This is a genomic window from Acinetobacter sp. V116_7 (genome assembly GCF_056735735.1).
On record NZ_JBWZIF010000014.1, the window covers coordinates 181,638 to 198,966 of the forward strand.

General features: G+C 34.3%; 15 protein-coding genes and 1 tRNA gene. 4 read left to right on the top strand and 12 right to left on the bottom strand.

The genetic code is table 11. The features are described from left to right. A complete protein-coding gene (locus AC1PJP_RS05460) occupies positions 1–1,191 on the bottom strand; it encodes an aromatic ring-hydroxylating oxygenase subunit alpha (protein ID WP_304396557.1) in 1,191 nt (396 codons plus the stop codon). A gap of 334 nt (positions 1,192–1,525) precedes the next feature. Here AC1PJP_RS05460 and AC1PJP_RS05465 point away from each other — a divergent pair, with 334 nt between their 5' ends. Continuing rightward, a complete protein-coding gene (locus AC1PJP_RS05465; protein ID WP_086399821.1) occupies positions 1,526–3,208 on the top strand; it encodes a BCCT family transporter in 1,683 nt (560 codons plus the stop codon). Positions 3,209–3,263: 55 nt separating this feature from the next. Here AC1PJP_RS05465 and AC1PJP_RS05470 read toward each other — a convergent pair whose 3' ends face one another. After that, on the bottom strand, positions 3,264–4,190 hold the full coding sequence (locus tag AC1PJP_RS05470) for a LysR substrate-binding domain-containing protein (protein WP_304396555.1): 927 nt from the start codon (positions 4,188–4,190) through the stop codon (positions 3,264–3,266). Between the two features lie 1,362 nt (positions 4,191–5,552). Between AC1PJP_RS05470 and AC1PJP_RS05475 the strand changes: the two genes are divergently transcribed. The 3 genes from AC1PJP_RS05475 (at position 5,553) to AC1PJP_RS05485 (ending at position 10,172) form a co-directional block, all read left to right on the top strand. Beyond that, positions 5,553–6,575: an HNH endonuclease gene (locus AC1PJP_RS05475; protein ID WP_479766625.1), complete on the top strand. Its 1,023-nt coding sequence runs from the start codon at positions 5,553–5,555 to the stop codon at positions 6,573–6,575. Between the two features lie 160 nt (positions 6,576–6,735). Next, complete coding sequence (locus AC1PJP_RS05480) at positions 6,736–8,463, top strand: hypothetical protein (RefSeq protein WP_479766626.1); 1,728 nt, start codon at positions 6,736–6,738, stop codon at positions 8,461–8,463. Beyond that, positions 8,460–10,172 carry a hypothetical protein gene (locus AC1PJP_RS05485; RefSeq protein WP_479766627.1) on the top strand — a complete coding sequence of 571 codons (1,713 nt, stop codon included), beginning with the start codon at positions 8,460–8,462 and terminating at the stop codon, positions 10,170–10,172. The genes AC1PJP_RS05480 and AC1PJP_RS05485 overlap by 4 nt, the downstream gene beginning before the upstream one ends. 12 nt (positions 10,173–10,184) lie before the next feature. On the opposite strand, the gene AC1PJP_RS05490 is transcribed toward AC1PJP_RS05485, so the two are convergent. From AC1PJP_RS05490 to AC1PJP_RS05535, 10 genes are all read right to left on the bottom strand, one after another. After that, on the bottom strand, positions 10,185–10,427 hold the full coding sequence (locus AC1PJP_RS05490) for a hypothetical protein (RefSeq protein ID WP_065086890.1): 243 nt from the start codon (positions 10,425–10,427) through the stop codon (positions 10,185–10,187). Positions 10,428–10,578: 151 nt separating this feature from the next. Next, the gene (locus tag AC1PJP_RS05495) at positions 10,579–13,026 is read right to left on the bottom strand and encodes a DUF927 domain-containing protein (RefSeq protein WP_416701758.1); all 2,448 of its coding nucleotides are present in this window, start codon (positions 13,024–13,026) and stop codon (positions 10,579–10,581) included. After that, on the bottom strand, positions 13,023–13,340 hold the full coding sequence (locus AC1PJP_RS05500; RefSeq protein WP_479766628.1) for a hypothetical protein: 318 nt from the start codon (positions 13,338–13,340) through the stop codon (positions 13,023–13,025). The genes AC1PJP_RS05495 and AC1PJP_RS05500 overlap by 4 nt, the downstream gene beginning before the upstream one ends. After that, entirely contained in the window at positions 13,333–13,668 is a 336-nt protein-coding gene (locus AC1PJP_RS05505) for a hypothetical protein (protein ID WP_304396552.1), read from the bottom strand. Before AC1PJP_RS05505 ends, AC1PJP_RS05500 begins: the two co-directional genes overlap by 8 nt. Further along, positions 13,655–13,906 carry a hypothetical protein gene (locus tag AC1PJP_RS05510; RefSeq protein WP_416701754.1) on the bottom strand — a complete coding sequence of 84 codons (252 nt, stop codon included), beginning with the start codon at positions 13,904–13,906 and terminating at the stop codon, positions 13,655–13,657. Before AC1PJP_RS05510 ends, AC1PJP_RS05505 begins: the two co-directional genes overlap by 14 nt. A 1-nt stretch (position 13,907) precedes the next feature. After that, positions 13,908–14,621, bottom strand: a complete 714-nt coding sequence (locus AC1PJP_RS05515) for a phage antirepressor KilAC domain-containing protein (RefSeq protein WP_416701751.1) — start codon at positions 14,619–14,621, stop codon at positions 13,908–13,910. A 3-nt stretch (positions 14,622–14,624) separates the two neighbouring features. Next, positions 14,625–14,840, bottom strand: coding sequence for a transcriptional regulator (locus tag AC1PJP_RS05520; protein WP_416701748.1), 216 nt, complete (start codon positions 14,838–14,840; stop codon positions 14,625–14,627). 131 nt (positions 14,841–14,971) lie between these two features. Then, positions 14,972–15,598 carry a hypothetical protein gene (locus AC1PJP_RS05525; RefSeq protein ID WP_045125803.1) on the bottom strand — a complete coding sequence of 209 codons (627 nt, stop codon included), beginning with the start codon at positions 15,596–15,598 and terminating at the stop codon, positions 14,972–14,974. Between the two features lie 146 nt (positions 15,599–15,744). Then, positions 15,745–16,950 (bottom strand): tyrosine-type recombinase/integrase, encoded by a 1,206-nt coding sequence (locus tag AC1PJP_RS05530; protein WP_479766629.1) that lies wholly within the window; start codon positions 16,948–16,950, stop codon positions 15,745–15,747. 192 nt (positions 16,951–17,142) lie between these two features. Further along, positions 17,143–17,219, bottom strand: a tRNA-Val gene (locus AC1PJP_RS05535). Positions 17,220–17,329 lie beyond the last annotated feature (110 nt).

Genomic DNA, 17,329 nt, shown 5'->3' on the forward strand with positions numbered 1-17,329 from the left:
TTATGTCTCCAATGCCGTTTTAGCTTGGGTTGCTAACCATTTTTGGAAGAAGTGAGTTGGTAAATCCATCTCTGGTGAGAAAACCCCTCCACCAAAACCAGGTGAGTGACGACCCTTTTGCATGGTTTCAACGGCAAATACATCTTCAGCAAATACAACTTTCCATGATTCTAAAGTCGCTTCACGACATGCATCATATTTAGCGTCTAGTGATTCATCACCAACGTAATACAAGCGTAGTTTTTCAATTGTTTGTTCTGGAGCGATTGGATCAATCATCATTGCAAATGCATGATCCGCTTGAATACCTAACAATACGTTCGGGAACACTGCTACATATTCAGCATGGCGAAGTTGATCTTCTGGCCAGCTTGGGAATTTTGGTAAATGCGTACCCGCCGTAGCTGACAAGTTATATTTATAACTGCCCTGACCAGCAAAGCGATCTTCGAACATAATGTTGTAGTGATCTTCAAGTTTTGAATATGTATTTAGCGCTGGATGTACCCAAGGTAAGTGATAAGCTTCGCAATAGTTTTCAACTGTAAGTTTCCAGTTACTATTTACAGGTAACTCAAAAGTTGAACCTACTTTGCTATTACGAATAAGCTCTAGACCGTTTTCACCCAAGAAAGGCTTCCAACGTTCAACTAATGGTGCAATATGCTCTTCAAATGTTGGCGCATCACCAGAGATATTGACGAAAACCATATCCATCCAGATCTCTGAACGAAGTGCTTTTAAGCCATGTTTTTCACATTTAAAACGTTCATCTTTATGTTGGTTAATTCCACCAATATGTGGAGTACCCTTTAAGTTACCGTTTAAGTCATAACTCCAAGAGTGATATTGGCAACGAATCACACCTTCAATAGTGCCTTCTTGTTGCACCAAAATCATACCGCGATGGCTACAAACGTTATGGAAAACTTGGATTTCCCCTTCACGGTTGCGCATCATGACCAAAGGCATGCCCATGAAGTTAACAGGCTTTACATAGCTCTTTTTAGGTAAATCAGAAGCAAAGCCAACACACACCCAGGTTTTACTTAAAATATTGTCGCGTTCAAAATTAAAATATTCGCTACTGGTATATGCTAAATTTGGCATACCATTTGATTCAGTAATTGGGTTTAAAACATTATCGACTTGCTGAACCGTAATTAATTGCTGGCTAACTCGACTATTCATCTGAGGATCTCCATATATTTAAAACTAACGCAGAACTCCCTGCGTTGAGATGATTTGCACTCTCTGCGATTTCTTTACAGATTGTGTAAAACCTAATGGCGACAGACAAACGACTTTTTAGAGGGGTATTGATGAGTTTTTATCATGCATCCTAAAACTTGCTTTCCCTTCGATAATTTTTAAATGTATTAGGTACAAGGAATGACCTATGACTAAAACTCACCCATAGATGAGAATAAATCGGTTGAGCAATCTTTATGCTCATCACTACTCTTTTGCTATTCGCATACAACGGTTAACAGGTAGTTAACTGCTACGCATCCAAGGAGGATTTATGCGCAATACATCAGGAGCCCATACTGGACTCAACCCAACAGTGATGATTGTCTCGAAGTTATTACTTTTTATTTTTATTGCGTTTTGTATTTTTAAAGAAAAACAGGCTGGTGAATACTTTCAAATTATCTCAGATGTTTTATTACAAAATGCAAAATGGTATCTCCTATTTTTAGCTACTTTTTTATTAGGTTTTTTGATTTATTTATGCATGAGTCGATATGGGCATATTAGACTCGGAAAAGACGATGAAAAGCCCGAATATAGTAATATTGCATGGATTTGCATGCTTTTTTCATGTGGTATGGGAATTGGATTGATGTTCTGGTCTGTTGCAGAACCAATCACTCACTATGCAAGTAATCCGTTTACGCAAGGTCTTTCAGATGAATCAGCACGAATGGCAATGCAACTCACCTTTTTTCATTGGGGACTTCACCCATGGGGCCTATTTTGCTTATCAGCTGTTGCTCTAGGATATTTTTCTTATCGTAAAGGTTTACCTTTGGCATGCCGATCCGTATTACATCCTTTAATTGGTGACAAAATTTATGGTTCTATCGGTAATTTCGTTGATATTGTCACGATCGTTTTAACAGCATTTGGTGTTTCTCAAGCCATTAGTATGGGAATTCTTGAGCTTAATGTTGGTTTAAATCATACATTTGGTGTCAATATTGACGTTAAAATTCAGTTAGTTCTTGTTCTTGTTCTAGGCGTTTTAGCAACCCTATCTTTATTATCCGCGATTGGTAAAGGCTTTAAAATCATTGCTGAAGGAAACATGGTTTTATCCTATGTTCTTGTGATTGCAGTCATCGTGATTGGTTCAACTCGTTATATTTTTAATACTTTTTTTGAAGGTCTTGGAGATTACTTACAAAACATTGTAGGCATGAGTTTATGGAGTGATGCTCAAAAAGATTCAGGTTGGCAAAGTTGGTGGACTGCTTACTATTGGCCGTGGTGGATGACTTGGGCACCTTTTGTAGGTTTATTTATTGCTCGCATTTCACGCGGACGCACGATTCGTGAAGTTATTTTAGGCTCACTTGCCGCACCGACTTTACTCACCTTTATTTGGATTGCAGCTTTTGGTGGCGCTGCCCTTAAAATTGAAAAAGCGAACCATCAACCGCCAACTCATCAAGTTGTTGTAAGTAATACTGCGATTGTTCAAGTAGATAAAGTCAAACCTCATGAAGTTACAATCGCTGAAGCGACTAAAGAAGACCCTGCCCGTGCTGTGTTTGTTTTCTTTGATCATATTTCAGAAAATCATACCGTTACGATTTTCTTAAGCGCACTTTTATGTTTATTGTTATCTATCCATATCATCACCATTGCGAACTCAGGTGCTTTGGTCCTATGTTTTCTAGATACTAATGGTTCCACTAATCCATCAGTAGGAATTCGTCTGGTTTGGGCAATAATTATTCCGCTTATTAGCGGGGGCTTACTTTTAGCTGGCGGCCTATCTGCTATTAAGACAGCCTGTGTGATTGCAGGTTTTCCAATCTCCATATTGCTTGCGATTATGTGTATTTCTTTAATGAAAAGCCTTCGTCAAGATCCACAAGCATGGGTCATGATGCCTGAACATGTTCGTCCTGATTTCTGTAAAACTAAATCTGAAAAGCCTGTTGATGAGACAAAGGCTCAACTCATTACAGATAACTAAACTTAATTCAAAAAAAGGGCTCTAAATTGAGCCCTTTTTTATTATTTTAACAGTACTAATTTAATCCCTTTTGACCTACTTGCCCTGGCAATTGCTCTAATAACCAGCTACGGAAATGCTTTACACTCGATGGAATAACTCCCCGATCTGAAGGTTCCAACATACTAAAATTTGCTTCGGTACGTAATACAGTTTCGACTGGGCGAACAAGAGAACCATTTTCCAAATAATCATCAATTAAAGACCCCCATGCTAATGCCACTCCCTGACCATTAATTGCAGCTTGGAGCAACATTGGATAGTTATTAATATTGACTCTGTTTTTAGGTTTCACTATAGGATAATCGACCGCTTCAAACCATTCGGCCCAAGTAATCCAATCCTTTTGAGAATCATCTAAATAAAGCAATGCTTTACCAAATATTTCCTCTGGAAGAGTACCCTCCTTAAATTGAGAAAGATAATTTGGACTACAAACAGGAAATACTTCTTCTGGGAATAATGTGGTGACTTTCATTCCCAATGGAGGAGTTCGGCAATAAAAAAGTGCCAAATCAAAGTCCATTTTCTGTAAATCCAAGATATTTTCTGTCGTTAATATTCTTAGATCGACACCTTCATTATTTTGCTGAAAAGTAGCCACTTTAGGTAATAACCAAAGAGCAGCCATTGCATTAGTCGTAGCAACAGTTATTTGATGTTCACCTTGCCATTTCTTAATTTCAGCCGTTGCTTGTGCAACATTTAATAAAGCACTATAAATCGTTTGGTAATATTGCAAGCCCATGGGCGTTAAAGAAATATTGCGATTTGCTCGAATAAATAATTCTTTACCTAGATACTCTTCCAATTGTCGAATTTGGCGACTTATCGCTCCTTGAGTAACATTTAATTCATTTGCTGCTTGTGTAAAACTAAGGTGGCGTGCGGCTGCCTCAAACACAATCAAGCTATTCATTGGGGGTAAGGGCTTAATCTTCATGGACACTCCTAATTTGTCCCATTTCCGTAGAAACTCTTTTCCAATTTGAGTTCTTTTACCAAGCTATTTACTACGAAAATCAGTTTTTGAACATGGCAATATTAAATAAACCATGACTTTTCCTAATGTATAGGACCTACCTATATAGTGTTGACGTTCCTCCCTGTAAAGCCCATAAAATCTCATAAATATATTTTAATAAAAAGTGAGTAAAAGTATTCAATCCATGAGTTTTTCTCATTTGAATTTTATTAATGAAGTGAAACCTATTACAAGTTACTCCTGAAGAATTAAAATTTTAATCAATAAGGAAGATAAATTTTTTGTTGGACGTAGTTTGACAAACTCATAGTTGCAAAACTCACTCAAAGCCTTTGTATGTATAGTCTTTCGATAAATTAAAGAGAAACTCCGTCCAACAAAAATTAGTTTTGCTTTCCATAGCTTTATGAGATGGATAATTAATAAAAGCTAAAACCCTTATGGCACATAACTTACGGTGTATTTTTAATAAAATGCCGTAAAGCAAAATTTACTTGGACGTACTTGGACAGATTTAGATAAGCATACTTCTTAGAAAGATCCCGTATCTATTGATATATATAGCTTTCAGAGAATTTCCAGTTATTACTCATGACTAAGCCGTCCAAGTAATTACTTAGATGTACTTAGATAGAATTGAATAAAAAATCATGTTTTTGCTTTACGTAGCTTTACGAGATGAATAATTGAAAAATACTAAAACCCTTATGACATATGGGATACAGCATTTTTTATATAAATCGCCGTAAAGCAAAATTTACTTAGACGGAATTGAATATAAATCATGTTTTGTTGTACGTAGCTGTACGAAATCAAAACTATAAAAGAGCCGAAACCATTGCACTGCCTAGCATAGAGACTATTTCTTAAAAAATTGCTGTACAGCTAAATGGTCTATTACGGCTGAAATAATTAAATCTTAAAATTGATTATCTTAATTATACGATTTTACCTTGACGTACCTTGACGAAACTCAACTTTCCAACTTCCACTAAAATGACATTTAATTATTGATATATAAGTGATTTAAGAAAAATTTCATCTATTTTTAGAGGCTAGTCTGTCAAGGTAAATTACGAACGCTTCGTATAAGTAAAAAGGAAAAGTTTCCATGATGTCCCTTGATGAAATTTCAATTATCAAAAAGAGATGAGATTTATTATTCATGGGCTTTTGAAAGCAATTGATTAATCATTTTATAAGTTGGTCATCAAGGCAAGAAAGAGGACAAGAAGTACAAAAAATAGTTGTGAAAAATAAACTTTAAGTTATTTAGACAGTTAGATATATTAAGTAATATTTATTACTTAAGTGATAATAATGGAAATTACAAAAGCACTAATTGCTTCAAAACACACTTTTTCTAAATGTGTAATCTGTAAATATATTTTTAGAGAAAATGATGAAAATCCTCAAAGTGACGAACATTTAATTCCAGAGTTTTTGGGAGGAAAATTTAAGGTCGGGATACTATGCAAGGTTTGCAATAATGCAATGGGAAGCGGTTTTGAAGATAGACTTGCCCAATCATTTCTTGGTAAAGCACATGCCAATAAGTATCAAATCAAAGGTAAAAGTGGAAAAGTTCCTAACTCTCCATTAGTAGGTACTTATAAATATGGCAATAAAAAAATATTCTTTACACCTGATTATAAAATTAAAACCCATTATTCTTTGGAATGTATTCAGAGTGATGAGAAAGGGATAGTATTTTCTGGCTGTATAGATGCCAGTGATTTAGAAAGCTCTAAAAAGCAAGTTATGGCCAGTGTAATTAGAGCCTTTAAGAAACAAGATAGAAAAGTGGATGAAGAACATATTTACAGTCAAATCAATCAAATAATAGATAACTCAAAAATAAATATAGAACATAACCCTACTATTAATGGAAAAATAGAAGTAAATTTTCATGATATTGAACTGTTATCATTAAAAATAGCTTATGAAGTTCTGTGTATTCATTTTGGTGAAGCAATCACAAATGATCAGTATTTTGATTCATGGCGAAGATCGCTACAAGAACAAAAGATAGAATCATCAATTCAGTACAAATACGAAAACTTTTTTACATGGTTCAAATCTATTACTGAAATTTTCCCAACCCCCAATTTTTTTAATTTCAAGGAGTTTGAAGAAGATAATAATAAGGATAATAAATTAATTATTCTTGAAAATGAAGTTGTTTTTGTAAGATGTATGGGAATATGGATTACATTTAGAACTAATCAAAAATTGCCTGTGTGCCTATATGAACACTCTACGTTGGATAATAAGCTAAGATTTTATGATAGTGATTCTTTTATGATTAAACTAGTCAACAAGCATGTTTTTACTAATCAATAACCAAACGATAAATAATGTTAATTTTTAAATAATTCAGAAGCTTGATGGATATGTTGAGATGAGGTGTTATTATAAAATATATGTGGACATACAAAATCGAACAAGAACAACTCAATGCAAATAGTTTTAGTATTTGACGATTTAAATCCCGAGGTTTGATATGACAAAAAATGATTTTTCTAAACTATGGGAACAGAACATCAAAAAAGATTATGCAATAATATCTATATATAACATACACTTAAAATATATTAATAATGATGATTTAGCATACTTTTTTGCTGAAATGCATAATAGTGAGAAAGTAAATATCTACAAAGAATTAGTAAATTTTGAGTCTTATGAAAATAAAATAGATACATATATATTATTCGATTTTATTAATAAATCTTCCAAATACATTAAAAATTACTATATTGCTGATTTAGTCTCAACCATTGAAAAATTAGTATTAAAAAATAATATTGAATATTCTCAACTTATAGGTATATATGAAACAACAATTGGACAAAATTTAGAACAGGCAATTTTAGCTTTAGATTATATTCTAAAAATTAATATAGATATTTCTATCAATCTAATCACTCCTACTCTATATGCACTTTCTAGAAACAGTGGAGAAATTTGCTTAGATAGAATCATGAGTTTATTGACATCTGAAAAAAATCACATAGTGGCAAATACATTATTAGCCTTAGGAAATATTAAAAATATTCCTATCAATGAGGAAGTCTCAAAATTAATTCTCGAAAAAAGTATTAATAATTCTAATGAAAATGTTCTTTCTGGTCTTACATATACATTACTTAAATTTTACATTAGAGAAAAAGATCTCAAACCCCAAATTTTAAAAAAACTTAATGAAATAGTAACTCTAGATCCATCAAATCAAATTGTTTTACATTCAATAGCCGTAGAGTTGCAAAGCAATGGAAAAGAATTTGATATTGAAATGATTCAATTTTTATTAGATAAATTAGAAAACGTCGAATTAGATTCAATCAATACATTACGAAAAGTAGATCACATTTTATACAACATTTCTTCCCAACATTTTGCAATGGTAATAAAATTTCTAGAAAGAATTTTCATACAATCTGAGCATAAAATTTCCATTAAAAATTTTAATTTTTTCTTATCTTACTACTTGTTAAGTGAAGAAAATAAAGAAGATTTATCATTTTTAATTACCAGATGGTTTCTAAGTAAAGATGGTTTTCTATGCAGATCAGCAGGAAATCTTATTTTAGAAAAAGAAATAGTTATTTATTTTGACTTAAACCAATTACAAGAAAATCATGATAATGATCTTTACTATTTAGCGAGAAAAGCATGTGGCTGGTATTTTACAAATCCTATAACAGCTATTAGTTTAATTTTCTCTACATTGAAAACTTGTACAGATCAAGAAATAATAAAAAAGATTTTTAATTTAATTTTCAACCCTCTTCTTATAAGCTACCCAGGAAAAGTTCATGATTACATAATAGAACAAAGAAAAAAAGTAGCTAAAAAAATTAAAAAACATATTGATGAATGTTTAAAAAATTTAGATGAATATCATAAAAACCTTAATGAAGCTTATAAAATTAAGGAATTGAGGCCATCTCAATTAGAGAGCTATACTTATAGAAAATATCAACAAGACTTAATGCAAAAAAGATTTGAAGAACCAAATGAAAACTCTCTAATATCAAGTTTCTCAACAAGCACACTATTATATGGCAATAGTTCAGCTTTTCTTGTGCATACGTCGCAAGGAAGTTTTCGTCAAACAGTCCAAATGCAAAAATTTAGTCATAGTATAGAATTTCCTTCAATGGAAATATTGGATCCTCTTACTCTTTATAACTTTTTAATACATTGCAGAGGTGAGGCATTAAAATGAAATTAATTATTAAAGAATACTTAGCCTCTTTAAAAGAAAGAAATGAACTAGATGCACTTTTACCAGACTTACTTTCACAGATGGGATTACAAATTTTATCTGCACCAAGTATAGGAAATCGACAATATGGAGTTGATATTTCCGCATTTGGTTCAATAGAAGATGGTCCACAAAAAATATACTTATTTTCTATCAAATCTGGTCATCTCGGAAGACAAGATTGGGATAGCGGTAATTCTCAAGATTTACGCCCGTCATTAAATGAAATTAGAGATGTGTATATTCCAACCCATATCCCAGTTGAGTTTAAAAATTTTCCAATCGAGATATGCTTCACATTTGGTGGCGATCTAAAACAAGAATTGGAACTAAACATTGCGCAATATGAACAATTAAACTCAACAGATACAATTAGCTTCACTAGATGGGGCGGTGATCGTATTGCAGGTTATTTAGAAAAATATCTTTTTAATGAACAATTATTTTTAAATGAAGAGGTAAAATCTTTACTTAGAAAATCTCTAGCATTAGTCGATCAACCGGAGGTTTCTTTCGCAAATTTTAAAAGTTTATTATCTTTTATATTTACTGGACTAGAATTGAAAGATGTACAAGAACATCTCACTTCTCTTAGACAATGTTATCTAGCTTTAGGTATCCTTAATTCATGGTGCAAAGGCGAAAACAATCTTGAATCAGCTTTCTTATCATCAGAAAGGTTAATTCTATTAAGTTGGACTATATTTAAATTACATGCGACATCAAAAAACCAAAATTCAAAAAAAATTAAAAATATTTTTAATTCAATATTAATGCTTTATTTCTCTATTAATCAAAACTATCTTGATAAAATATTGAAGCATTGCGATAAATTACATGCATTATCTGCTGCGGTACATCCTAACTCTGACGTAGACGTAAATTTAAAACTATTTGATATTTTAGGTAAAACAGCATTATTTGGTTTATGGTCAAACTGGTTTTATAGTCGTTTATACACTTACAAACACGAAGAGGTTTTTCAAGAAAAAGCTTTAGAGCAATATCAAGAATTATCAAAATCGATCAAGCAATTAATTTTAAATAATCCTATTTTATTTCAACCATACAAAGATGAGCAAGCTATAGAAATTTCCCTAGCTATTTTATTCCTTTTAGAAAATGAACAGAATGATAAAGATATAAATAGCTGGTTAACAGATATGACTCATATTATCTATGAATCATTTAGATCAAATAGAAGATATCCTTCTACTCTTAATGAATATCTTAGCCTTATTCAACATCCAAGTAGTAGCTCTGAGACATATAGAAAGTCTGTAACGAAAGGTTCAATTCTTTATCCATTATTAGCTTTTTTTTCTTATTACTTTCAAAACACAGAATCATTAAACATCTTAAAAAGTATAGTAAAAGAGTATATTTCTGAATGTACAATGCAGATATGGAATCCAGACGAATACTCAGAAGAACATTTCTATAAAAATACTGATATTCATGGTACTGCTTTAACTGGTATTTCCTTTGAAGAATTAGATACCGCATTCAAACAAATCAAAAGTGAATGTAAAGAAAATCAGAAAATAAATGACTTATCAGCTATAAAGTATGAGTTTTCTCCTTTAATTCTCACGGCATGTAGGCACTATAGACTTCCTGTTCCTTTCCATTATTTTTTGAGTATGCTTTCAATTCCACTTGATAATTAACTCATTTATTCTTTAATTCTGAATTTTTATATTTTTTATTTGCCAATCAGTCACTCCCATTTCAACAAGGATTTCCTCATCACCGTTCAGGAACTCCTTATTGGTGTGATGGAAGTACCCTTCTTCATCTTTGCCTAATGTAATTATTGATTGGCCATATGGTGGAGTCTCTTTCTTAAGAGACTTCCACTCATTCACGGCGTACCCTTCTTGCTGCTCAAGCATCCTCAAAAATTCTTTCTTACTCATTGCCATTTTATTGCCCACTTATTAATGAATTAGATAAAGCTATGTAACCTCAGAAATCTGTAACCTTTTCTCTTTTTTAAAAGGTTACACCCTGAAAGCCTTGCCCCATAAGGTTGTAACCTCAGTAACCTTTGTAACCTCAGTTTTTTCACCATTCCTAGAGTCCATCCAGATCATCGGTGAGTACCTTTTCATTAAATACATACATAGGAATTGCTTTAGGCATACCATCAATGCCTCGAGTGAGCTTTGTAGACTTGCCATTATTAAGATGATCCAGCCATCCACGTTGTATAAGTAACTTGCCGACACGTTTAGGATTCAGCCCTTTGCAAAGCTCTTTTTTGAACTGTTCCGGATAAACCAGATATTTCTTTTCGCCGTTCTCAATCTTCCAGTAACCCACTCGATTGATAACTTTATCTAGATGCTCCGCATCTGGTGTCATACATTCAAAACGGCTATTGCCATGTGCTTCAAAGAAAGCTTTAATTTGAGCCAGAATTTCCAAATCTTCATAATTCCCAACCCGATCAAAGCTCCCTAACCATTGTTCAAAAACAGCTTGTATGGCGCTGAATGCGGTACCATTTTTCCAACCGGTTATTCCAGCTTGTGTTGCAAGTTCACCAGCTGTCGCAATCAAAGCAAATGTATTAGCTACACGGATAATATGTCCTTCTGAATGACCAGCAATCACTGGTTCTCGATATTGTTCCCATAACTGTCGTGCTTGTTTAATAACTTCATTTTTATCGTTGCAAAGATATTCAAGCCACGCTATGCCAGCTTCGCCGTAATACATATTCGAATGCTCTACTAACATTCTAGATTGCATTGCTCCATCAGAAGCAAAATCAATACTGTCAAACACACCATATTCTGACTGATCTACATCAATATCGATTAAGCGGATCTCTTGTCCTAGTTTAACCTTTTGACCATGCTTGGCCATAATATCTTTGAGCCCTTCTTCCCCACTGGACAGAAAGATAAGCTTCCAATTAAAAGCAGGTTTAGCTGTGATTTGCTTGTTTAAACGAGCTTTACCCAATCCATTGGCCAGCATATACACAATGTTGCCTAACTCTTTAGGATTGGCAATTTCACCAATCTCATCTAAAGCCAAAAAACTATCATTGTGCATATAGGCTGTATGCTCCAAAGCATTACCGGTAGCTCGCCAAGTACGATAAAAACGGCTTGGTTTACCCCATACACTACAGCCTAAAAATAATGCAGTTGATTTACCTTTAGATGACTTCCCAACGAAGTGAACGCCTGCTCCATTCTGTTGTTCAAGTGGATCTAAAAGCTGGCCAGCAAATGCCGTACTAATGGCACACACTAACTTGCTATGGTTCTGTGCAAGCTTGGATACCTCTTCTCTCCATTGAATTAATGTGCCGTTACGTTGGTAGCGATTATCTAAACCGTGAATAGCCTGATAGACAATTAAATCGTTATCTTTACTTTGACCAACTTCACAATGAGGCAATACATACACCTCATCATGCCAGCCTACGCGATCGACACATAAGGCCCTCTGCTCAACTGGATAACTCATCAAATAACTTTGTAATAAGCTTCTCGCTTTAGCATCCGGTGCAATGGTCATTCCCTGATAAGAAAGCGCTTTACGTAGTTCTACTCCATCAGACTGGAAAAACTCCATAGACACGGCTTGTAAGTGTTTAATACCATCTGGATCGTACCATTCAAGCAACCGTCCCCATGAGGTACTAGAATTATCTCGGGTCAGAGCAACAACTTTAATAGGACTAGAGATATAACGCTTATAGTCATCTCCCTTATTATTGGTTTCTAAAAAGTACAATCCAGACTCTAAAAGATGAAAGCGCCCATCACCCCATTTGAATGGCTTGGCCATATGGCCTTTAGGTAAAGGTTCACTATGAGGAATTCTGGCAATGGCTTCTTTAAAGAATGCAGAAACTTCCTCCGGATCTTCATCTTTAGTCAGTTCGATTAGAAACTCATTCTCGTCAATTTTCTGGTACTGGTTAATTAAGCGAACACAAGTATTCTGCTCGAGCTTCTGGAAGGCATCATTTTTGAAATATTCAGGTCGTACAGGAAGGTAAAGCTTTTTAAATCCAGCTTGTGCTAATTGATTAATGACAAACTGAATCTGCTCAAAATCGAAAGCTTTAAGCGTTTTTGCTAAGCGTGAAGCACATAAATTATTGAGTACAACCAGAACTACAGATAGCCCACTAGAAGCGACCTTAAAGAAAGACTCGAGGCTATAAGTAATAATCACAGGCTTGTCATGCTGTAGTTCACCATAACAAGCAAACCCACTTGCTAATCCATCAGGAAAGATAAAAATAGTTTTTCCACTTTCCATAACGGCGCATTGAACCACACTTAATTCACCATTATAGATCGGTAGAATTAAGGGATTAGAGTATTCAACGTTATCTATCTCAACTCTATTTTGATCAATATAAATGGCCTGATTAGGTCCACCAAAACGCTGGATAATTTTATGCTGAAGATATTCAGTTTGATCAGGTGTATATATCTGACAATGAGTCAAAACTTCACTTGGCTTCATGTTTGAGGTGTCACGTTTAGTCATGCTTGTGACTCCTCATATTCTTTTTGAAACTGATCTTCTTGTGTTTTAGAAAACTCCAGATTTTCATCAATCATGCTATCTGTAATACTCAAAAGACGTTTTAAATCCTTAAATACACTTTCTGGCACGCTATAGACTTGTTGTAAGTACTCTGCTGTTTTTTCATATTTACTACGAATGGAATCAAGCATTACGGCGAGGTCAGCAACCTGTTCATAGGCCAACGCATAACCATCAGACACATCACTGGCGTCATAAGTTTTTATAGCAATTTCTATATGAGAATTTTTTAAAGACGAGTTGTTATTAGGCATTATGAATGCACTCCTTGTGTTGTACAGGAGCTTCACCATTCACGGCCAAGTGAGGGTGGCGAAGCTGAAAAGGGTTGGCCGACAGGCAACACAAGAAACCTGCACACCCGAAGGTGTCCCTCTCCAGCCCCGCCATAAAATGCAGGTGCATAGAGATTTTACGCACAAAAAAAGTCCAATAAGCGGACTGTGCGCTTGTGTTACTTTTATAACCGGCCAAGGTTAGCTCATCTGCTTTCTGATGAACGTCCTTAGCATAACTAGGCACATGACAGCTTGCAAGAAGTATTGTTAAAAATATGGGTAACAGATTCTTATGCTTTTTCATAAGGCGGCTCTCCCATAATGCTGATGAGTAATACCTGAAGGCTGCCAGCGTGTAGGACTAAGACGTCCTGCACAGAAGCGTGCTGCAATAATAATTCTCGAGTCTCTTTAACTTCTTGAAGCTCGCCATTTATGGCGAGGGTTTCAATAAACTTCATGGCTTGGTCATTCACAACCAAATCTGCCCTATCATCTTCTTCAGTAAGCGGTGCATAAGAAGCTAAAACAAAACTCTTCATCTTAAGCCCCCTTACCAAAATATTTAGCTAGAACATTCATACCTTTAGGAAGGATGAAGAACTCTATTTTAGTAAAGGTATATGGATCACCATTAGGTCGAATCCGAGCCACTTCTTCATACTTGGTTTCGCAATAACCACGCTCCTGACTATAGTAAGTTGAAGCACGTACTCCGTTAAGCTTGCGATCCCATCCATGTTTGCGTAACCAGTTGGCCAATACTTCTCTTTTAATATTTAAGATTTTGCATGCTTGCTGAAACTTCACGCCTGCAGGTGTTTGAGTAATGGTGTCGATGGTTTTTTCTAAAGACTGATTCTGAGTTTCAAGATGAATTACTTGCTCTGTATAGTCCAAAAGAGCTCGGCGTAAAGCATGAGGGTTAGAAATATCTACCACCACCTCATCCTTAACTTTATATTCAAGTTCTTGCCAGCGATCGACTAAACTCGCCGTGAACTCAGGGCAAAGCTGAGCAACAACAATAATGCTATCTCGTTTGCCTTGCTCACCTTCAAAAACATATACACCAACTTTTGAATTAAACCCTAAGTTATTGATTCTTTCGAAATTCGTCATTGGAGTATTTCGAATAACACCTTTTTGCATAAGTCTCTCAATTGAGACTTTTACATTTCTATGCTCAGATTGAACCAGCTCAGAAATTTCCAAACTAGTCATTTTAAGAATTGATGGATTAACTAATTGATTCATGAGTTAAGCCTCCAATTCTGCATTGGTTTGGCTTTTGATTTGCTTGTTATGCCATTCAATTAGTTGTGCATAATCAAAATAGACTGGTGCCTGGCGAGTCGTACCGGCTTTATAAGCTTTAGGGAAAGTTGGATCATTTATAGTGAGTTCGCGCAAAGCATTACGTTTAATACTCAATAACTCACATGCTTGGTTATACGTAACTCGAATTGGTTGCATTTATTTAGCTCCACATAGGTCTATATTGTGGAGCTAGTATGTTTATGATTTTTATATTGAAAAATATTTGTTCTAGCATAATACCCATTATGCTAGAACAATGGGTATTGTGCTTCCATTTTGGGTGACTTTTAAGATTTGCTATATTTTTTTGATAGCCATAGTTCTATTGTTTTTGGATTTAGATTAAATTTGTTAGAAAAATCTCTCGCACATTTAGAATAGCTGTGGAAGGTACCTTGCTCCCATTCTCTAAAAATTTCACTTTTATAAGAATCATATTTTTTTGCTCTGCTTTTTCCGCCTAATGATTGTATTTTTCCAAAAACATTAGAGTCATTTACTATGTGGGAATAAATTCTTCCTATCATGCTATAAATTCTATCAAACGACTCTATTGCAAAGTTTATATCTTCATCCGTTGGTAATATTTCTTTATCAAAAATATAGAAACATGCTTGATAAGTCATATAAGCATCGGCTAAAGAAATATAAGCAGAATCTTCCATTTTTATTTTAGATGCATCTTTAATTTTTTTTATAATTTCATTCTCATTTTTTTCAAAAACGCTTACCACTTGAGGGGTCATTTTATTTTTACAGATATTAATCATACATTCATGTAATAATTGCATATCTTGAATACCTATCGAATCAAAAAGATTAAAAAGATCATTCAATAATCCACTATCAGAATTGTATATTTCTTTTAAGTAGCGAATCATTTCATGTTCTAAATCATCATGTTTTATGGTCACGTATACCTTCCCATAGCATCCCAATAAAAATAGCTAAGCCAATCGAATTAGGTATTCAACTTTCGGGAGCAAACCTAGACCTAGCAAACTAAATATAGAGTATATTCAACTATATAAATACATATGAGTTGAAGTTAAGCGACAAATTAAGGCGCACAAATAAGTCTGTCAATTTCATCTGCCCACCACTGCATCATCCCTATTCGTTCCTCAAAATGAGCTCCTTTGTCATACACACCTTTAACACCTTTCTTTAAATGCGCCAGTGTGGCTTCTACTACCTGCTCTTTATCACTAAATCTATTGTTTAGCTGAGTACTAGCAATGTGTCTAAAGCCATGGGGATTTTGTCTATCTTTATATCCCAATCGATTCAATGCTGTATTAAAGGTATTGTCTGAAACAGGTTCGCTTAAGCTTCCTCTACCAGGGAAAAGAAAATTAGATTCAGTTTTATAAGTTAATAATTCTTTTAAAAGGACTATGGCCTGACGTGGTAAAGGTACAGCTTGAGGAATATCTTTTTTCATGATTACAGCCGGCTTAATCCACACAGCTTTATCAAGATCAAATTGATCCCAAGTGGCATATCTTAATTCGATAGGACGTGGAAACAATAAAGCAAATAATTCCAAACCAATTGATTTATCCCGTTTAGGATAACTTCTGATAGCTCTAATCAAAGCAGGAAACTCATCAATATCGACAAACTTCATATTCCCACCCTGATTTTTATCAAGATGCTTTGTTATGCCTTCTAACGGATTAAATTTTATTTTCTCTTGGAACTTTGCCCAATCATATGCATTACGACAATAAGACGTCAGCTTTTCCGTTTGAGTATAAATACCTAAATCACGCTGTAGACTTTGGAAGAAATCAAACCATTCTTTAGGTGAAATACTAGTAAAGTCTCTATTTCCAAATTTAGGAATAATGTGCCTTTCGATAGACTTCTTCGCCTTATCAAAAGTATCAAATCCCCAATTTGGCTCTTTAGTATTTAACCAGTCATACATTAGATTTTTTAATAGCAGCGCTTTTTGCTCAGTAGCCTGTTTTTTTATATCTGCCTTAGTTTGTATCATCTCGCCATTAGAGAGCTTATTTAATATTTCATTTGCCTTCTTTCTAGCTAATGCTCCACTAATAGCTGGATAAGCTCCTAACCCCATCCATGACCATTTGCCATCAGGCTTTTTATATCTTAATTGCCAAGATTTATTTCCTTTCTTTTGTACGAGGAAATACAGACCATTACTATCCAGTTCTCTATAGTCTTTATCTTCTGGCTCAAGGCTGGCCAAAGTCGTATCAGATAAAGGTCTTTTCTTAATTGCGGTTCTTTTCATACAAATTATGGCAAACAAGCTTGTATCATGAGTTCAGTAATTGAATCATGATACACACGATGATACAAGAATCTGTCTGCTATATGAGTTTATGTTAGTTTATATAAAGCAATAAAAAAGCCCTAAATCATTATAATTTAGGGCTTTTTTAAATCATATAAAGCTATGCAAGTTCATATGATTTTAATATCTTGGTAGGTATATCCAGACTCGAACTGGAGACCTCTACGATGTCAACGTAGCGCTCTAACCAACTGAGCTATACACCTAGAATGGAAAGCATCATATTCATTTTTCAAAAGCAAAACAAGTGATTTTCAATTGAAAGAAATACAAATGAGCAGACTTTAAGCAACCTTTTTTCATTTCCAAAAAAAGA

Excerpts from the sequence above, each read along its gene's own strand:
- AC1PJP_RS05460 (WP_304396557.1), bottom strand. The coding sequence starts at position 1,191 with ATGAATAGTCGAGTTAGCCAGCAATTAATTACGGTTCAGCAAGTCGAT.
- AC1PJP_RS05465 (WP_086399821.1), top strand. The coding sequence starts at position 1,526 with ATGCGCAATACATCAGGAGCCCATACTGGACTCAACCCAACAGTGATG.
- AC1PJP_RS05470 (WP_304396555.1), bottom strand. The coding sequence starts at position 4,190 with ATGAAGATTAAGCCCTTACCCCCAATGAATAGCTTGATTGTGTTTGAG.
- AC1PJP_RS05475 (WP_479766625.1), top strand. The coding sequence starts at position 5,553 with ATGGAAATTACAAAAGCACTAATTGCTTCAAAACACACTTTTTCTAAA.
- AC1PJP_RS05480 (WP_479766626.1), top strand. The coding sequence starts at position 6,736 with ATGACAAAAAATGATTTTTCTAAACTATGGGAACAGAACATCAAAAAA.
- AC1PJP_RS05485 (WP_479766627.1), top strand. The coding sequence starts at position 8,460 with ATGAAATTAATTATTAAAGAATACTTAGCCTCTTTAAAAGAAAGAAAT.
- AC1PJP_RS05490 (WP_065086890.1), bottom strand. The coding sequence starts at position 10,427 with ATGGCAATGAGTAAGAAAGAATTTTTGAGGATGCTTGAGCAGCAAGAA.
- AC1PJP_RS05495 (WP_416701758.1), bottom strand. The coding sequence starts at position 13,026 with ATGACTAAACGTGACACCTCAAACATGAAGCCAAGTGAAGTTTTGACT.
- AC1PJP_RS05500 (WP_479766628.1), bottom strand. The coding sequence starts at position 13,340 with ATGCCTAATAACAACTCGTCTTTAAAAAATTCTCATATAGAAATTGCT.
- AC1PJP_RS05505 (WP_304396552.1), bottom strand. The coding sequence starts at position 13,668 with ATGAAAAAGCATAAGAATCTGTTACCCATATTTTTAACAATACTTCTT.
- AC1PJP_RS05510 (WP_416701754.1), bottom strand. The coding sequence starts at position 13,906 with ATGAAGAGTTTTGTTTTAGCTTCTTATGCACCGCTTACTGAAGAAGAT.
- AC1PJP_RS05515 (WP_416701751.1), bottom strand. The coding sequence starts at position 14,621 with ATGAATCAATTAGTTAATCCATCAATTCTTAAAATGACTAGTTTGGAA.
- AC1PJP_RS05520 (WP_416701748.1), bottom strand. The coding sequence starts at position 14,840 with ATGCAACCAATTCGAGTTACGTATAACCAAGCATGTGAGTTATTGAGT.
- AC1PJP_RS05530 (WP_479766629.1), bottom strand. The coding sequence starts at position 16,950 with ATGAAAAGAACCGCAATTAAGAAAAGACCTTTATCTGATACGACTTTG.